The 17,173-nt window shown below is 32.0% G+C and carries 14 protein-coding genes; 4 read left to right on the top strand and 10 right to left on the bottom strand.

The window, feature by feature from the left end; genetic code table 11:
• Positions 1–25: 25 nt before the first annotated feature.
• Complete coding sequence (locus ACH6EI_RS06425) at positions 26–157, top strand: hypothetical protein (protein WP_310876523.1); 132 nt, start codon at positions 26–28, stop codon at positions 155–157.
• A 443-nt stretch (positions 158–600) separates the two neighbouring features.
• Here ACH6EI_RS06425 and ACH6EI_RS06420 read toward each other — a convergent pair whose 3' ends face one another.
• From ACH6EI_RS06420 to ACH6EI_RS06405, 4 genes are all read right to left on the bottom strand, one after another.
• Complete coding sequence (locus ACH6EI_RS06420) at positions 601–4,497, bottom strand: CHAT domain-containing tetratricopeptide repeat protein (RefSeq protein WP_310876524.1); 3,897 nt, start codon at positions 4,495–4,497, stop codon at positions 601–603.
• Between the two features lie 203 nt (positions 4,498–4,700).
• The gene (locus ACH6EI_RS06415) at positions 4,701–7,907 is read right to left on the bottom strand and encodes an SIR2 family protein (RefSeq protein WP_397376986.1); all 3,207 of its coding nucleotides are present in this window, start codon (positions 7,905–7,907) and stop codon (positions 4,701–4,703) included.
• A 726-nt stretch (positions 7,908–8,633) separates the two neighbouring features.
• Positions 8,634–9,545 (bottom strand): hypothetical protein, encoded by a 912-nt coding sequence (locus ACH6EI_RS06410; protein ID WP_108674832.1) that lies wholly within the window; start codon positions 9,543–9,545, stop codon positions 8,634–8,636.
• 22 nt (positions 9,546–9,567) lie between these two features.
• Positions 9,568–10,149 (bottom strand): hypothetical protein, encoded by a 582-nt coding sequence (locus ACH6EI_RS06405; RefSeq protein ID WP_397376984.1) that lies wholly within the window; start codon positions 10,147–10,149, stop codon positions 9,568–9,570.
• Between the two features lie 215 nt (positions 10,150–10,364).
• Here ACH6EI_RS06405 and ACH6EI_RS06400 point away from each other — a divergent pair, with 215 nt between their 5' ends.
• Entirely contained in the window at positions 10,365–10,565 is a 201-nt protein-coding gene (locus ACH6EI_RS06400; protein WP_033580116.1) for a cold-inducible protein YdjO-related protein, read from the top strand.
• A 233-nt stretch (positions 10,566–10,798) separates the two neighbouring features.
• Here ACH6EI_RS06400 and ACH6EI_RS06395 read toward each other — a convergent pair whose 3' ends face one another.
• The 3 genes from ACH6EI_RS06395 to ACH6EI_RS06385 all read right to left on the bottom strand — a co-directional run bounded on the left by ACH6EI_RS06395 (position 10,799) and on the right by ACH6EI_RS06385 (position 12,729).
• On the bottom strand, positions 10,799–10,999 hold the full coding sequence (locus tag ACH6EI_RS06395) for a cold-shock protein (protein ID WP_033580115.1): 201 nt from the start codon (positions 10,997–10,999) through the stop codon (positions 10,799–10,801).
• Between the two features lie 911 nt (positions 11,000–11,910).
• Positions 11,911–12,087, bottom strand: coding sequence for a hypothetical protein (locus tag ACH6EI_RS06390; protein ID WP_165573594.1), 177 nt, complete (start codon positions 12,085–12,087; stop codon positions 11,911–11,913).
• Positions 12,088–12,213: 126 nt separating this feature from the next.
• A complete protein-coding gene (locus ACH6EI_RS06385) occupies positions 12,214–12,729 on the bottom strand; it encodes a hypothetical protein (RefSeq protein WP_108674835.1) in 516 nt (171 codons plus the stop codon).
• A gap of 259 nt (positions 12,730–12,988) precedes the next feature.
• Here ACH6EI_RS06385 and ACH6EI_RS06380 point away from each other — a divergent pair, with 259 nt between their 5' ends.
• Positions 12,989–13,156, top strand: coding sequence for a gamma-type small acid-soluble spore protein (locus tag ACH6EI_RS06380; protein ID WP_033580113.1), 168 nt, complete (start codon positions 12,989–12,991; stop codon positions 13,154–13,156).
• A gap of 51 nt (positions 13,157–13,207) precedes the next feature.
• Here the strand turns inward: ACH6EI_RS06380 and ACH6EI_RS06375 are convergent, their stop codons facing one another.
• Positions 13,208–14,248: a zinc-binding dehydrogenase gene (locus ACH6EI_RS06375; RefSeq protein WP_108674836.1), complete on the bottom strand. Its 1,041-nt coding sequence runs from the start codon at positions 14,246–14,248 to the stop codon at positions 13,208–13,210.
• A gap of 298 nt (positions 14,249–14,546) precedes the next feature.
• A complete protein-coding gene (locus ACH6EI_RS06370; RefSeq protein ID WP_014458924.1) occupies positions 14,547–15,041 on the bottom strand; it encodes a lactoylglutathione lyase family protein in 495 nt (164 codons plus the stop codon).
• 143 nt (positions 15,042–15,184) lie between these two features.
• On the opposite strand from ACH6EI_RS06370, the gene ACH6EI_RS06365 reads away from it, so the two are divergent.
• A complete protein-coding gene (locus ACH6EI_RS06365) occupies positions 15,185–15,520 on the top strand; it encodes a winged helix-turn-helix transcriptional regulator (RefSeq protein WP_108674837.1) in 336 nt (111 codons plus the stop codon).
• Positions 15,521–16,248: 728 nt separating this feature from the next.
• On the opposite strand, the gene ACH6EI_RS06360 is transcribed toward ACH6EI_RS06365, so the two are convergent.
• Complete coding sequence (locus tag ACH6EI_RS06360) at positions 16,249–16,722, bottom strand: hypothetical protein (RefSeq protein ID WP_098112499.1); 474 nt, start codon at positions 16,720–16,722, stop codon at positions 16,249–16,251.
• Positions 16,723–17,173 lie beyond the last annotated feature (451 nt).

The following is a 17,173-nucleotide window of genomic DNA, read 5'->3' as shown; positions in this document are numbered from 1 at the left end:
AAATTTGTCTTTTTAAAAAGGAAGAATGTACATATCTGAAGAAGAAACAAAATGGATGCACGGGAATATTGGTACAGCTCCTCACACATACATCCGAATTCTTTTTGTAACATCTACTTCTAAGAAAGAGCAAGTATTTCATAGTGCGGATGCCTAAAAGGTGTAAGCGTCTTTCCGTAGCAGACGAGATCCACCAGAAATCCTTCATTAGGTGAACAGATCACAACTAAAAGGAGATACCTCGGAGCAATTCCTGCTGGGCTATTCTTCACCTCACAATCTAAACTGTTATTAGTCAGTGAAAGGTTAGGTCGATTCCTTCAGTAGCTGGAAGCATTGTTTCTCAATAAATCTCATGGATGGTTTTATGGAATAATTCTTCTGGTGCTAAAGCGAATAAATGCAAAGAAGCCATTGCACCAATAAATAACTTACAAATAAAAAGAGAAAATTAAATAAGGTTAGAGTCATCTAACTGCTAACTGAGCGAATTTTACTTTGACCTTCAATTCTCGATATTTCACATTATTTCTCTTAGCATATTGCTAGCCAATGCTTTAACTAAAGATTAAATTATACAGTTTATTGAATACTGAGACATTAATTTTTCCAAAATTCAATACCAGCCCAATACATAGGATTATCGTATTTTAACTTAGCCTTTTTTTGTGCATTTATTACAGCTTTATCAATACTTACTTTTTTATGTTTTATCTGATTAATAATCTCATCTACAATAAACACAGAGGATTTGGTTGGAACATCCCATTTACACGATATTATATTTCCGTTAAAGCCTTCTAGCATATTTGCCCAAGTACCAGTTGAGTTCTCAGGACTTTCACTGTATGGGGAGCCTCCCCTACAACTTATTAGTATGAGGTTCTCTACATTTTGTAACTTATTTACAATCTCATCTAAACGAATTAAACCTTTTTGACCTTCAATTCCCTGAGCGCCATCGATTGGAGACGCTTTAGGGTCCGTTACTCCGTGACCATACACAATCACTGTATTTACATAATCAGAAGATGCTAGCTCAGACAAATTACTAGTATCATCAGAATTATTATCTAAAACTATAAAATCATTGTCTTTTTTAGTGATTAACCACTCATTAATCGTCTTTAATGATATATCAGTTGGCTTCCCTATTATTCTATTAGCTACACTAAAAAAGTCTTTTTCTAAGCTATGCTTATCTCCGATTAAAGTATAATCAATTATATTAATGATTGACTCTACTCTATCAATTATGTACGAATCATCAATATTAGTGATTAATATTGGGAATAGTCCCATTTTAAAATCTTGCATAAGATAAACTCTACTAATTTCTTTCAGCTTAATATGATTAATTAGTTCATCAGCAATAGCTCTAGAGATATTATGAGTTAAGTTTTCAATCTCTTTATCATGATTATCATCATCTTGAATTAAGTAACTAAATTGTTTGGATAACTCTATTATATCCTCACTGTCTAAAGAAATTAATTTTGTTTTAAGTTCAATACTTTCTTTAGTAATCAGTAAAGTAATAACTGTCATTGGTGTTACTATATATTGATAAAACACCTCTTTTTCTCCTAGTAAGCTTTGTATATTCTTAAAATTAATTGTTTCGTGATTAGGAAGTGGTTTGTAATATGGATGCATATCTATTAGTTTGTTGGTGATTATTTCAATTTCCTTAGCCTTATCATTAATTAGTTCGAAATTGGTCCTGTTTTTTTCAAATAGACTATTGTACTCTTCTGTAAGAATGCTTTTTCTTCTAACTAATTCTTCCATCTCTAAGGTGATTTCTTTAGTTATATTATATTTTTTTTGTTCTATAATTGACCTAGGGTTCATCTTCGGAAGTACGCTCTCTATTTTTTCTTGCATAAGAATCCTATCATTACTACTTATGCCACCAATCCCAAATAATAGACTACATAATTGAATATAAAATCTATAGATGTCTTCGGATGCCTTTCCGACACTAGCTCTTTCTTCTTTGTGATGAACACTTCGTCTGTGCTCTATGTCCTCCATTCCCTTTTCTAATAAAGTAATTGCTTTCTTAATAGCATTCTCATTACTTACATGAAAAAAATAAATTTGTGCCCAATTTAAAATAACTTTATATCTCAAATCAATTCTTCCAGATAATTTTTCTAAGGCTTTATCACCATACTCTTCCAATAGTCTAATTGCCGCATCTGCTCTTTCATTTTCCATGTATGCAGAAACTAGGTTTACAACTTTACCACCCCAACCTAAATCCTTAGTTTTAGCTAATTTAACATCATTCTCTAAATCATTTATTATTGAATCGCTTGTTCCATTGATAAAATGTAATACATGACCTATTGAGTTATTATATGAATTAAATGAATTCACAAAATTATTTATTAAATATTTATCATCTTTATTAATTATCTTTTTATTATCTGATAGGAAGCGAGCTACTATATTCACTCCCTCTTCTACAAAAGGTACAAATTCATTTAATTGCTGAGCTAATTGAAGGGTCGATATTATACATGCAATTCCTTCAACTTCTCTTCCTATTCTATATTGTGAATTTCCCCAAGCAGTCAGTCCAAGATAAATACTTAAGGATTTTATCTTTTTATCTTTTACTCTGGGATAATATTCAAATATACTTAGAGCAATGTTATTCGCCAATTGAGTTTCACCCTTTTGGCTAAGAATAACTGATAAGTAGTATCTACTCCATAATTGAGAAGGGATGTCTCCATACAACTCACTAACTGTAAGAATTACATTAATAAACTCATCTAAATCTTTAAAATTCCCTTCTATTAAAAACTCTCCTGATTTAATTTTTCTTAACAACTTTAGTCCTTCGTAAACTTTGGAACTATTCCATCTATCCTCAATTTTTTTTATATATGAATGATCTAATTTATCATCAAAGTTATCAATGGGTACTTTTAATATCTTTTCTTTTAATTGTATAAACATACTTTCCTTCCAATTATCATCCAGCTGTGAATCCGAAATAAAAGCACGCCAGGATAAATACCCTGTAAAGCTTGTAGCCAAAACAGGTATACACTCTAACAGTGTCTCAGCCCTTTCATCCCTCAATAAATTGGCATCTCTCTCCCTTTTAAAAGGCTTTAATTTCCGCAGAGCTTCTGAACCTTTAACAACATCCGTTAGAATTTCGAACTTCAACTTGGCAATCTCAATGGTTCTTGGTTCGCCTATTTCCATATCAGATTGCTTTAAAACTGAGTATGCTGTGAAATAACTATTTTTATGATCAATTAGAAATTTAGATAACCTGTAGTTTGCCTCATTTTTTAACTTGGGATTTTCGTCGATTATACTAAAAATGTAGGATTGCGCTTCTGTTGATTTTGGAGATGCATCTAATAAGTCGTTTATTCTCGCAACTAACTCATAATAAGGTGAAAAATCCATAATATCTCTTATTTCTCTAAAAACTTTGGCTGCTCCCAGATAATCACCATTATTGGATAACCAATTACCATGATACTCTTTAATTACTGGATTTAATGGATCTAGTTTCAGGGAAATATCTATCCACTTTTTCTTAGTAAGATTATCACTATCTTCATTTAGCCTAAGTATTGCTTGTAATAATCCTTTGTGGTACTTATCTGATTGGAATAATTCATCAAGAATCTCTTTTGCTCGTTCTTTTTCGTTTATTGTTGTTAATAAATCTGCTAAGATGAGTTTTTCTTCATTTCTTAAATTCTCGTAATTTGATTCAAGAATTTTTTTTGCTTCTGATATATTACCTTGATGCATATATGCTAAAGCTTTCATGTATCTATATGTATTGTCTTCTAACTTAGACTTATTACTTTCTAAAAGATTAATTATTTCAGAAAGTGAAGAGCCTTCAAATTTCTCAAAAAGTTCTCTTTGTAATTTTTCGTAATCTTCATTTTGATTAGATAACTCAATACATGTTATCGAGAAGTTACCAGACTCTTCTGATAGTTCTAAGAATAAATCTCTACTTTTTATATCTACACAGATATTAAAAAAAATCCCTTGCAAACTCTTTTGCATATCTCCGTATAGTTTGTCTATCTCATCTACAAAGACGCCCCAATTTTCATAATCCATAAAATGTAAATTAGCATTTCGACCATTAAACTTCGTACTTATTATTGAGCTGGTCTTTGAAAAAGATATTAGTCTCTCTCCACCTATAATAAATAAGTAATCATCGACACTTAAATTTTCAGCATATGTCTCTAAAGATACAAAGTTCATAGGAATATCCTTTGCTATAACAATTTTTTGTCGAATATCAGGTTCGTCTTTGTTAAAGTCTGAATTATATTTATTTATTAATTTATCAAGATCTAAAGAAGTATAATTAATTATATGGATATTATTTCTAACATTATCCAGTAACATATTGAATAAAAATCCAGTACTCCACTCCACTTTTCTTGAAACATCTAAATTGATTGTAAAGTTATCAAAAGGGATATTTTCCAATTTGTATATTCTCTCCTTTTATAGCCCTTAAAATGATTCAAAGTGCACTATACGTTTTTTTATTTTACTTTTGCAATTGTATTATAATTTGGGATTTAATAAATTCTATGCATTTATATATTTAATTTTACACCAGAACGAATAAACTTAGGTTCTGGTGTAAAAGAAAGATATAAATGAATTCAAATGTTTTTAATACCTCTTTATTTGATATATCTTTTTAAAGAATTTAGCAGACGTAAGCCTTTATCTTTATACTTAACTCTATACTCGTCTTGATAATAGTTTCCAATTTTATTAATGGATTCTTTCATCTTGTGAAAATCAATATTTTGAATAAGTAACTCAAAATATTGTTTGTCATGAGAGTGTATAGTGTCGATAAAGTCTTGAATATTATCTTCAAAGTCAATTTCTTGTATATTTGAGATTCGGTGTGATACGTCCACAAGGTTATCCCTAAATATCTTTTGTGCAACTAACAAATTTTCTTTATATATACCTTTTGTTAATTTATTAAGTGCATACCAATTTATATAATCAGATTGTCCATCTTCAATGAACATTTGACTAATACCCTTTTCGTAGAGATAAACTACAGTGGGAGGTGAAAGAAACATTGCCTTAAGTGGAAATTTATTTATTTCCTCCCTTTGTGAATAAATAAGAGAATTAGCTGGTTCATAACTTTCTTCTTCATATGCTAATATATATAGTAAATGGGTTAATTCGTCCGGAAAAGTAATCCATGCTTTTTTATTATTTAACGACTCTTTCAGTAAATCTAAATTAACTTTCTCAATAATTTGACTGTGCTTCTCTGGATTCACTCCATCTATTAAAAACATTAAATATGCTAAATCATGCCAGTCCCTTAGCTCTCCACTCTCTATCTCAAGAGCCATTTGATCAGGATTAATTACATCAACAAACTTCCTTGAGAATTTTTTTGTATTTTCATTAATATCTTTTCCTTCAAAATCTAAGGTGTTGTAGCCCATTATAAAGCTTTGGAAACTAAAGTCTAACGACCTCCAAGTGTGAACAATACTACGATTTAAATTTTCATTTATAATATAAAAATATTTATATGCTAATTCATAGGCTTTAACAGGGTCAAATAAGTAAATTGAAACAATTATTTCACAAAACGATGCCAAACGATCTAGACTAATTGATTTAATAGCTTTCTCCATTATGTCTAATTTAATATGTTTGAAAAAAAACTTCCGTTTGTTTTCTTCTCTTAAACATATATTTATTCGATTTAAAAGATGTCCCCAAGAATAGATATATTCTCCTTGCATTTTATCAAAACAAAGTGCTAATTTTTTTAACTCAATACATTCAAGAAACTTTATAGCTTTTTCGTTATTTAGATTGTATAAAGAGTTAATAAGATCGCCCATAGCATAAGCCGATTCATTTGTAACATTTTCAAGCCAGTACTTTATATTATCTTGATAGTCAAATAAATTAATTTGATCTCTAAAATTCCAATCAATAGTTCTTAAGAAAAATAAGGCATTTTTAATATTTTCAGGTGTATCTGCATTCAGGGCTTTTTTTACTAGTATATCTATTATCTGATCTGTGAAAATTTGTTGTAAAGATTGATATGCTTGTGTATGTCTGCTAAATCTACCTAAGAACCACACTATTCCTAACAATGAAACAGCATTGTCTTTGAATTCATTTTGTAATGTCAAGACAAGCTTATAAATAGTACCCCTATCCTCTTCTGAAAAAAATAACCCAATTATTTTTCCAGTTGCTTGGATATGATGTAATCTTATTTCACTTTGACTTATTAAGTTTTTTTCTCTCAAATACGAAATTGATTCATCTATCCAGTTAGAATTCTTGTTAAAAAGAATTGCTTGTCTCTTTAACCAATCTACCTCAACATTTGCGTCTAATTGCATAAGTTGTTTACATGCTATTAAAGTTAGAACAATATTTGCTTCTAGCCCATCTTTAGCTATATAGTAATCGTCTTTAATTGTGTTCCAACCACCTCTTAATACATAGTTGAAATTCCATAGATTATTTTCCCTCGAAGCTATTTCAAGCCTGCGTTCTATAGGCATTCCTAAGAAATTTTCATTTACATCTTTATCTAATTTTGAAACAAGTCCAAGTACCTCATTCTTCCTTTGCAAGTATGCTTCATATACAGTTTTTACTGATTGAGTATTTGAAATAGTAATAGAAGGTCCTTCTAAAGAAAAGTCGTCTGTAATTGCTAAAATAAACTTTCTATCTTGAGAAGAATTCTCTAACATTTTTTCTAAGAAAGGCTTCGAAAGAATTTGTCCATCATCAATAATAAATAAAGTTTTATTAGCAACTTCCGGAAAATCTAAATCCATTCTATCTTTTACTAAACTAGTATTTAATCTTCTTACTTCAAAACCTTGCTTCAACAATTCGAAAGCTGACTGGTAAATTACAATAGATTTACCGGCTCCTGGTTTACCTTTTAATATTGCTGTATTTGTAACTTCTAGATCATTAATAACTGTTTTGACTTGAGGAAGTCTTGGACATATACTTACGTCCTTAGGAGATAGCCTGTAACCCATTATTGCATTTCCTAAATTTGAGGTTTGGTTTAAGAAATTTAGATATTCCCATTCTTCTTCACCATTATCGAAAGTAAGTTTAGGAACTAATCTTTCTAAGAATCTTTCTGCTGTAATTTGTATAGCTCCCTCGCCCGTTGCACTCGGTCCTATTCTGTAGACTTTCCAATTGCTTTCGTATGGTTTTATTAATTTATCTACTATTGTTTCATCTTGTTCTGAATAGCCCATAATTATTAAAGTTCTAGGGTTAGATGAAGCTAATTCTTTTATATAGTTAGATTCTGATTGTGTAATCTGACCAGGACTATTAGGGAATATCCAAGTATCATGAATTTTATTAACATCACCATGAGGTTTTAAAAGTCTTGTTTTATTACTATTTATTTCTGTACCATAATTAAATCTCCATGATTTTTCCAGTAAAGTATCCCAATTAAAAGAAACTACAAGCTCAATAATATTACTGTGCAGGAGTTTGGAAATGTAATCATGGGTTTTTGAAATAGATGTTTTATCATTTAATACTTTAAACTGGTTTTTAAATTGATAAGCTGCTTTCTGATTTTTTTCTATTAAACTAAAAGCCTTAACCATCTGTGAAAAGTCAGTGCCTATTCGATTTTTTGCTGTTCCAACTCCTTCTATTTGTTCTAATATATCTGGGAACTCTTGAACAACTTTCCAAATTGTTGGAGCCATTTGTTTGTATAATGGCATACCTGCATCTATAGATATTCCAGCACCTACAATTAAAACAGCATTATTTACCTTTAATTCAAGGGTAAGTTCATTAATACGTTCATCTTGCACGTTAGCTTCCACTATATATTCTCCCCATTCTCTTAACTCCGAAGAGCTACCATCTATGAATTATTCCATACTTTATTGTTATCGAAATATCAATTTTAATTCTTCAAGAATATTCTAGAAAAATATTCCCTTTAATCAATTATCATATATCTTTTACTTTTAAAAATCTAATTAAGTAAATTGTAATACTAAAGAAATATTTCTTAAAGTACATGCATAAATTAGATTTTTGAAAAATAAAGTCTCACTATTACTATATTTAAAGGTATATTACACTTTTATACAATATAGTAATTACATAGAGTGTTAAACAAAACATGTAAGTGATGTTGACTTCTATCCTTGTTATTGTAGTTATAATTAATTTTCATTCCTTTGAGCTTTGTTCTTTATTATAATCAAAACTCTCTAACGAATGAGAATAACGAATGTTTCACAAGTATATATTTAAATTGTGGTACTAATTTTCATCTTATTTTACAAAAAAACGTTCGTAAAAGTGTGTGTAGATTAAAGTACGTTCGTAAATTATTTTTAAACTTAAACAAACGGTAAAAACGATAGATTTCTTACCGGAGAGAAAAGTCCGTAAACGTATACATTTACGGATACTGATTTTCCAATGTTAAAAGAATAAAGTCAGGTTTTTCTACAAATTGTTAACATTCTTTATAGAAAGATAGCATAACCGAAACTGACCCCACAGCAGCCTCGGCTATGCCCTCCTACCTTCCTCCTCTAATTATTATAAGCATTCATCTGTTCACTGTACTCATACTGAACCATCTCAAAGTCATAGCCCCATCTGCTTAATGCGTTTTCCATTTGTGTTTGTTTCACTTCACTATCAACCGCTACGTTCTTCAACTGATTGTAAGCTGAAGTTTGCTGCTGTACCTCATAGTCTTGCATTTGATAATCATCTTTCCATCTTTGTTCTGCATTTGATTTAATTGTACTAGCTACATTGCTTGAATTAAGATCAAGAACAGGGTTATGAAAACTACCTGATGATGCAGTTTCTTTTTTAGGTTCTTCTTTTACCGGCTCTTCTTTAGCAGGTGCAGGTGTTTCTTTCGCTTTAGCCAGTGCCTTTTCAGTTTCTGCTTTTGCCTCTTCCGCTTTCGCATTGGCCGTTTTCACTTCATCTTTGGCTTTCGCGACTTGATTGTTAGCTTCCTTTAATTGTTTTGTTAACTCAGTTACCTTAGCATTCGCACTATCTAATTTATCCTTAGTCTCTTTTAAGTCCTCTTTCGTTTCTTTTAAGCTGCTTTCACTTTTAGCTAATTTGTTTTGGAGTGCTTTCGAATCTTTTTTACCAGCTTCTTTTTTATCTTTTGATGCAGACTCTGCTTTCTTCAGCTTTGTTTTGCTATCCGCTAGCTTAGCTTGAGCATCTTTAAGAGAAGACTTTGTTTGTTCAAGTGAAGATTCTACTTTCTCTCGCCTTGCTTCGCTTTTATCGAGTTTTTCTTGAACCTCTACTTTTTGCGAGGTCACTTCTTTTACTGATTCCGGCGTAAGCCCAAATCTGATAATCGCAGCAGTAAAAATAAGAGCAATACATGCGACAGGTACTAGTGCCCATGCCCACCACTTACTAAATAACGTTTTAAAGAACCCTTTTTGCTCCTGTTGTCTCGACATTTTCTTTCCCCCATTATTTGATTTAATCAATACGCACTTCTAAACTATTTAACTTACTTGCCAGTTCATTATCTTTTTCATTTGTGATTTGAGAATAAGTCTGATAAGAACCGGAAGGATTTACGTAATTATTCATATCTTTAACAGCCGTATAAGCGTCAAGAGCGACGGTATATTCATCTTTAAACTTAGCCGGAGGATTCTTTAATTTATCCATTGTCTGGTCTAACGAAGTCATGGTAGCTTCTACCGTGGCTAAGTCTCCATTCGTATCATAAGATGCTATTTGAGCAGCTAATGCCATGTTAAAATCTGTATAGTGTTGACCATCGATCGTAGCTCCATTACTCCATATAGCTGCATGCCAAACTTCTGTATAGCCATTAATAATGTCTTCCATCATTGAGCCAGCAGCTACCATTTGGTCATAGGCTGAGGCCAAATTTTCTTTATATTTTTGCTCGGCTGCTACGCGTTCTTGGTGATTATGATAAGCACCAATCGAAGCAAATGCTGCAATAATGAGCACAAATGTCAAAACAATAAGCATCAGTTTTCTTTTCTTTTCTTCTTTTTCTCTGTCTTCCTGTGCTAAATTACTCACATTCATTCCCCCTCTTAACAACATCATATTACGATTGGAATATTTTTAACTCATAATATAAAAAAAGAAGCAGGGAACTTTCCCTGCTTCTTCTCACTTCACTCTTATTTCCAAATATGAGATTGATGCTAGTGAAATATGAACGAAATAAAAGATATAAAGTATTTATGCTCTCTTTATAAGGTATACTTCTAAAGAGAGGAGCAGTGATTAATATGCATTATAGTAAAAGAAATCAAGAACCTCCGATTCAAGAGGAAACAGAAATTTGGGAATGTACAGTAGAAGAGTGTAAAGGCTGGATGAGGAAAGACTTCTCTTACGATAGTCATCAGAAATGTCCTTTGTGTAAAAGTCAGATGGAAGCTAAAAAACGGCTTATTGATAAAATCCCCCGTAATCCGCATAAAAAATAATATAAACCTATGCTTTCTAAAAGATTAAACACTATTTATCCATAAAGAAGTTTTGGTTCCTATTTGCTTTCTATTTCTGTTGTATGTTATAACTAGTTAACCTTGTACCAATCGTCTTGTCTAAAACCCAGGTTTTTTTAAAGCCTGGGTTTTTCTATTGAACCAATAGTATGCTAATTATGACACCATAAAAAAAAGACCCCTTCACAGGAGTCTTTTTTTATCACTTTTAATTATGCTTTGTGAACGTTAGCAGCTTGTGCTCCGCGTTGACCTTGCTCGATATCAAAAGTAACTTTTTGACCTTCTTCTAATGATTTGAAACCTTCACCTTGAATAGCACTGAAATGAACGAATACATCTTCTCCGCCTTCAACTTCGATGAAACCGAAACCTTTGTCTGCATTAAACCATTTTACTGTACCTTGTGTCATAATGTTGCCTCCTGCTGTGGAATACTCCACAAATGTATTACTAATCTTGCCCAAACATACTATTTCAAGATAAAAACTTCTACTTAGGGTTTTTTCTTTTCTCAATATACCGAACAAAAATAAGTTATCTGTAGTGTAACACATAGTAGGATTGATAGCAAACAAGAAAAGTATCCCCTTCAACAAGTTCTACCTATTCATCTTTCCCCTACCAAGACTTATGATAGGCATATGTAGCATATATTGAATAAATCGAATATGTATATATCTCCATTTATTATAGCTATTCATGATAATTCACTATTTAACCTTTCTTATAAATAAAGGATATATGTAATCCAAAAAACACCTGTTAACTTTACTGAATTATAAAGAGGCTATTGGGATATTCTATTTAGGGAAGAAGGAAAACAAGTTATTGATTACAACTAATCATTACAAAGCTTCTTACATTTGGGATGAGGTGTCTACAGCAGGCCTATTTCAGAAAACCTTATTGTAAATCGATGTATGTTTGATTCATAAGGGGATGGTAGTCATGAACGTAGTAAGAATATATATAATGGGTAGACAATAATATTCATTTATCACTGTACAAATGAGGTGTTTGTCCCAGACCAAGAACGATTTCGTTCACATTGTATATTTTTTTAGTTCAATGCTTAAATGAGGTGTTTGTTAAAGAGAATATACTTTTTCAAGTTACTGTTTCATTAGGCAATGGAATTACGTAAATGAGGTGTTCCTTAAAGATCATATGCTGCATTAAAAGCTGATTTTTCCTTCTTCACCTAACGGGATGCATAATCGTTTGCATCTCGTTTTTGTTATACATACTATCTAAGGTATACTTGTTTATTTGCATGTAAGTCTTCAATTAAGGTGTACAGAGTTCTCTACATAGGCTTTCTTTAATTGTATCCGTACCCTGTTACTCGGTAATCATCACCGTAATCTACTGTGACAGACACCTCTTTTTTCTTCTCTTTACCATTAGCATATCCGTGGACTAATACTGCACTTAAATCTTCTCCACCTGAAAATTCAACATCTTTGGGAACAAAATCAATGTCTTCTTCGTCTTTCATATACGTAGCCGAGAAAAAAGAGATGAGAGGTTTAAAAAAGCTGTCTCTACTTTCAAGTAGAGACAGCTGAAGAAACAATCAGCTATTTAGAAGGTGTTTGTCGTGTCTTGTAGCCAGATACTTTTATCACTCATCCAATAACCTAATAAAGGAATGCTCCCCATTATCCGGCTTTACCTCTAGTTTCTTCGACATTATAAACTCACTCATATGTTGAAAACCATATAACAGGAGTTGTCTAACAGTCAAAATGGTTACGTACTGAAAAGGATTAATTTTCTTAAGCTTAAAGATGCTGCCCTTTTTTAATTTAGGTACAACTACAAATGTAAATGTAGTATGAATCATAAAGTTTACAGCTATATACAGAGGCAATTTACGGTATGTGGATTTAAGCACCCACATAGATACAGTAAAAAAGGGCCCCCATGTCCACACATCTTCACCAGGAATTTTCGGATGTACACTTTGTTTAAAAGACCAAAAATTCTTTCTCTTAGCATAAGAATTAAGGTATTTAGTTACCATACAAATAGCAATGGACGCTGGAAGAAACCGTTTAAAATCTTTGCCTTTCATAAATGAAAAGCTGGACCAACAAGTGATAACTAACAGTATTAAAAATAGTCTATTCTTTTTCATGATTTTATACACCTCTCTATTTTAAGGTGTACATCTATTCTAAAATTACACAACGAATTATCTTAAGAGCATGCTGCCTAAGGATTATAATATATAATCGGTAAAAATTCGAACAAACTATTGACGATGTTTTCTTGTACATGTTGCCTCATAGTTGTATGCACAATACTTCCTGAAATTTTCAATTTTTTCTTACCAGGTACTTCGAAGAATACTGTCTGTCCACTTGGATATATTAATTCTTGTGGAGGTGATAGTAATGGAAAACAAATACTCTAACAAGACAGCTTCAGGAACAGATGTACAACACGTGAAGCAAAAGAATGCTCAAGCATCTTCTGGCAAATACGGTACGGAATTTGCTAGCGAGACTGACGTACAACACGTTAAACGTCAAAACGCTCAAGCAAACAAAAACCAAAAATAATGTTAAAAGGGTTCTTTCATGCTCGTTGAAAGAACCCTTTGTGATACAAGGTTATTCTTCGGGAAGTAATAAAATCTTCCCTAACTTCCCTTTATTTTTAAAATACACTTGGGCTTCTTTTGCTTTGTCTAAAGGGAAAATTTTATCGATAACCGGTTTAATTTCCCCCTCAGAAATGGCCTTAAGCATATCTTTAAACTCTGCTCTCGTTCCCAACACAGATCCATACATTGTAATATGTTTTAGATACAATGTTCTAAAATCAAAATTTGTATGCTGACCACCAGCAGAACCTGAAATGCAAAATTTCCCTCCGTTTTTTAAAACTTGAAGAGATATGGAAAACAAAGCATCTCCTACAACATCTAGAACGGAATCGACCGGGCCTCCGTTCAGTTCTAAAATGTCTTCTGAAAGAGTATCAGATTTATATGATAATACGTGTGTCGCTCCCAATTCCTTAATTCTTTCTTGATTCTCTAAGTCCCCCGTGATTGCAATAACTTTAGCACCAAAGACTTTAGAGGCAATCTGTACATTTAATGATCCCACACCACCATTTGCTCCAGTTACTATAACTGTCTCACCTGGTTGAGCTTGAATTTGGTTGACCATGTGCCAAGCAGTTAACCCACTTACCGAAAAAACAGCACTTTCTGAATAGCTTGATAGGGGCATGTCAAAGCAAAGTTCAGCAGGCCAGACCACATATTCAGCATAACCACCATCGTATTCTGAACCTATAAAGGACATATCATCAGAAATATGTTCGTACCCTTCTTCTCCACTAGATATAAAAGGGAATAACACAACATCTTTTCCCACTATAGACTCCTCTACTAACTTTCCTGCTTTTACTACTTTTCCCGTTATATCAGATCCTGGTGTACGTGGAAACTGGACTCCTTCCGGTCGCCATCCAGATTTTGAGTCAGTACCGTAAGCACCCTCTCTCATCCAAATTTCTGTATTGTTAATAGCACAGGCCTTCACTTTTATAAGAACTTCATTTTCTTTGGGTTCAGGTATAGGAATTTCTACTAGGCTTAATTTACTTACGTCTCCATAACCTGTTACTTGTACAGCTTTCATAGAACAGTCCCCTTCTTTTTTACGAATATAGTTTTTAATATATTTCATACGGCTGCTTATAGTTTAGAAAAAAACATGCATATTTCATTATGCACTCTTCTTTCTATTATCATCAAGTTTGGAGTCAGTATACTTTTACGGCCTTTTCTTTTTACTTCTGTTTCGCAGTGTCAAAAACCACTGGATCATTAAATTTAGAAATGTTAATAAACTCTCTTTTTTGTTGTTTTGTAACATGGCGCTACCATATAATAAAAAACACCAGCAAAAGATTTTGCTGGTGGAAAGAGATTATTTATTAGTAAGCGCCTTGTGAATAAGTTAACTCATAGCTATGCGTATAAATTTCAAAAATATTTCCAAATGGATCTTCTACATAAACCATTTTATATGGTTTTTCTCCTGGGTAATATTCTCTGATAGGCATACGTTGTTTACCACCATGTTGCTTAATTTTCTCTACAAGACCTTCAATATCTGGATCCTGAATGCAGAAATGGAAAATGCCTGTTTTCCAATACTCAAAGTTATTTTCAGGTGTTTCATTTTCAGGGAACTCAAACATTTCTACGCCAATTTTATCTCCCGTAGCTAAATGTGCAATTCTGAATTTATCCCAGTCATTCCCAAATACATCTCGACACATTTGACCGATAGGTGTGTCATCATTTTCCACATCTGAAGGTTCCATAATAACGTACCAACCGAACACATCAGTATAGAATTTAATTGCCTCATCTAGGTTAGGTACTGAAAGACCGATATGAGAAAATGTTTTAGGATATGTGAACATAATTTATATTCCTCCAATTTTTTTAATGATTTTAGTGTTTGCTGTCGAACACATAAATAGTGTATTTCACAATTTTAAATTATGGAAGAACGCACTTTTTTGTAAGAAACTAACCTAAAGGTAAGAAAGGACTGAAGAATGAAATGAGCACTCCGATAGACGATACAGGAAAATTAAAATGTTCTATTGAATATACATTAGGAAAAATAGGTAACAAATGGAAAATGGTGATCCTATGGCATTTAGGCGTAGACGGGACATTAAGGTATAGTGAATTACGTCATTTGTTACCTGGTGTGAGCCATAAAGTAATGACGAAACAATTAAAAGAACTTGAGCAAGATAACTTAATTAATAGGACTCAGTACAATACCGTACCACCTAAAGTGGACTATTCCTTAACCAGCAAGGGAAAAACGTTAATGCCCATCTTAGACCTGATGCATACATGGGGGAAAGAACATGGAGAAGGTTTTTGATTGGAGAGCTTTGACAAAAATATTTGCCTATCGTAAAATACTCTAAATCTTGGTAATCAATTAAGAACTGGTATATAGGAAGCAATACCGTTAGAAGGTAATTTTGTACATATTAAATTAAGTGGTACTAAGGGTTATACAGTATTAGGAAATCTAACTCACCCTTAAAAGTGGTTAAGAGCATCAGAAAATGACATGGTCGAAAGCTTTGAGTGAAGATTAGAACTTGAATAACGTTATAAAAAAGCAACCTCGGCATTGGCCAATGAACGAAGTTGCTTTTTTATAAGGGTTTGTTCATACGTATCCGAAGTATTGAAATATAAGAATATTACCATTTTATGTAATTAAAGGATATTTTTAATATGTCTATGCATATGAATAAAAGGTGCGCTTTTTATGCATCATCTCTTCAACTACTTGTAAGGAGAAATTCGTCATATCAAGGATGTATAAAAATCTGAATATTCTATAAAAGTGACCCTTGTAGAACCCTTACTCCCATAAGGGTTCTCTTTTTTCGTGTCTTCTGGAAAGAGACATTATGTTAACTAATAATGTATAGATTATACATCTTGAAAACAGAAAAAACTATCTGTTGTCCGGTTAGAAAGGTGGCTAGATAGTTTTTTTCTGTAACGCAATCATATTTTTTTGATGATTCAATTCATCTTGAGTAGTTTGCTCATAATATTATGTTTTATTTGTATGTAGAGAAAAAACTAATATTATGAAACAGGTTTTTCTGTTTTTGAAGGGTTCTCATACCATTTTTGAAACCCGTAAATAACTAATGAGGTGGAAAGCATTAGACTTAGAATAGATGTTCTTGAAATATGACTCTTTCCAACTCCGATTTTCTCTGCAAAAGGTACGAATACATATGTGAAAAATGAATCAATAAGAGCATTCGTAAGTAGATACGGAAGGAATCCAATTTTATAGACCAATTTAAATATCCAGATTGTCCCTATAAAAAAAGGACCAAATACATAGAACATGTTGATGGATTTAAGTCCTGGTATAATAGGTTTTTTTAACTTCCACCAACCAAAATCAGTAGCAATAACAAATATTAGTGAAACAATAAGAGAAGTAAAAATAGATACAGGAGTATATTTTTTCACTTCCTTTTTAGGAATAAATATTAGACTTATCCAAGATATAATTAAAGTAAGAAATGCAAAGAGTTTTGGATTCAAGATATAGTCAACCCCTTATGGTTATAAGGCTAGTATGAGATTAAAATGATTTTGTTATTCAAGTTAAAAAAAGCCCATGTTTAAACATTTCTGTCTCTCTTTGCTTCTCATAAATAGTTTTATGTTAACTAGAAAGAAATAGCTGCTGCCATAACATCAAATGCTGTTCGATTTCTAAAGTATTAAAAATTAAAAAAACTGTTAAAGTTACAGGTGGTGCAACTAAATTTGCTAACAAACTTGCTAAATCTTATGATTACTATTCAAGAATTAAAAAGCCTGGTAGCAGAGTTGCTAAATACTCCAAAACAAAAGCTATGAAATTAGCGTTGAAAAAGACAGCTAGAGCTACACCAGGTGCTTTTGACGCATTATAAGCACCTCTAGGAATAGATACGTTTATTAATGGTTTTCTAAAGTAAGTTTCACTACACCTTTGGAGTAGCTTATT

Origin of the sequence: Priestia sp. JSM ZJ58, assembly GCF_044383985.1 — a bacterium.
GTDB classification, from domain to species: Bacteria; Bacillota; Bacilli; order Bacillales; family Bacillaceae_H; genus Priestia; species Priestia zanthoxyli.
The sequence above is the reverse complement of the archived record's forward strand: the minus strand, read 5'-3'. Positions and strand labels throughout refer to the sequence as shown.

Excerpts from the sequence above, each read along its gene's own strand:
- ACH6EI_RS06425 (WP_310876523.1), top strand. The coding sequence starts at position 26 with ATGTACATATCTGAAGAAGAAACAAAATGGATGCACGGGAATATTGGT.
- ACH6EI_RS06410 (WP_108674832.1), bottom strand. The coding sequence starts at position 9,545 with ATGTCGAGACAACAGGAGCAAAAAGGGTTCTTTAAAACGTTATTTAGT.
- ACH6EI_RS06400 (WP_033580116.1), top strand. The coding sequence starts at position 10,365 with ATGCATTATAGTAAAAGAAATCAAGAACCTCCGATTCAAGAGGAAACA.
- ACH6EI_RS06395 (WP_033580115.1), bottom strand. The coding sequence starts at position 10,999 with ATGACACAAGGTACAGTAAAATGGTTTAATGCAGACAAAGGTTTCGGT.
- ACH6EI_RS06390 (WP_165573594.1), bottom strand. The coding sequence starts at position 12,087 with ATGAAAGACGAAGAAGACATTGATTTTGTTCCCAAAGATGTTGAATTT.
- ACH6EI_RS06385 (WP_108674835.1), bottom strand. The coding sequence starts at position 12,729 with ATGAAAAAGAATAGACTATTTTTAATACTGTTAGTTATCACTTGTTGG.
- ACH6EI_RS06380 (WP_033580113.1), top strand. The coding sequence starts at position 12,989 with ATGGAAAACAAATACTCTAACAAGACAGCTTCAGGAACAGATGTACAA.
- ACH6EI_RS06375 (WP_108674836.1), bottom strand. The coding sequence starts at position 14,248 with ATGAAAGCTGTACAAGTAACAGGTTATGGAGACGTAAGTAAATTAAGC.
- ACH6EI_RS06370 (WP_014458924.1), bottom strand. The coding sequence starts at position 15,041 with ATGTTCACATATCCTAAAACATTTTCTCATATCGGTCTTTCAGTACCT.
- ACH6EI_RS06365 (WP_108674837.1), top strand. The coding sequence starts at position 15,185 with ATGAGCACTCCGATAGACGATACAGGAAAATTAAAATGTTCTATTGAA.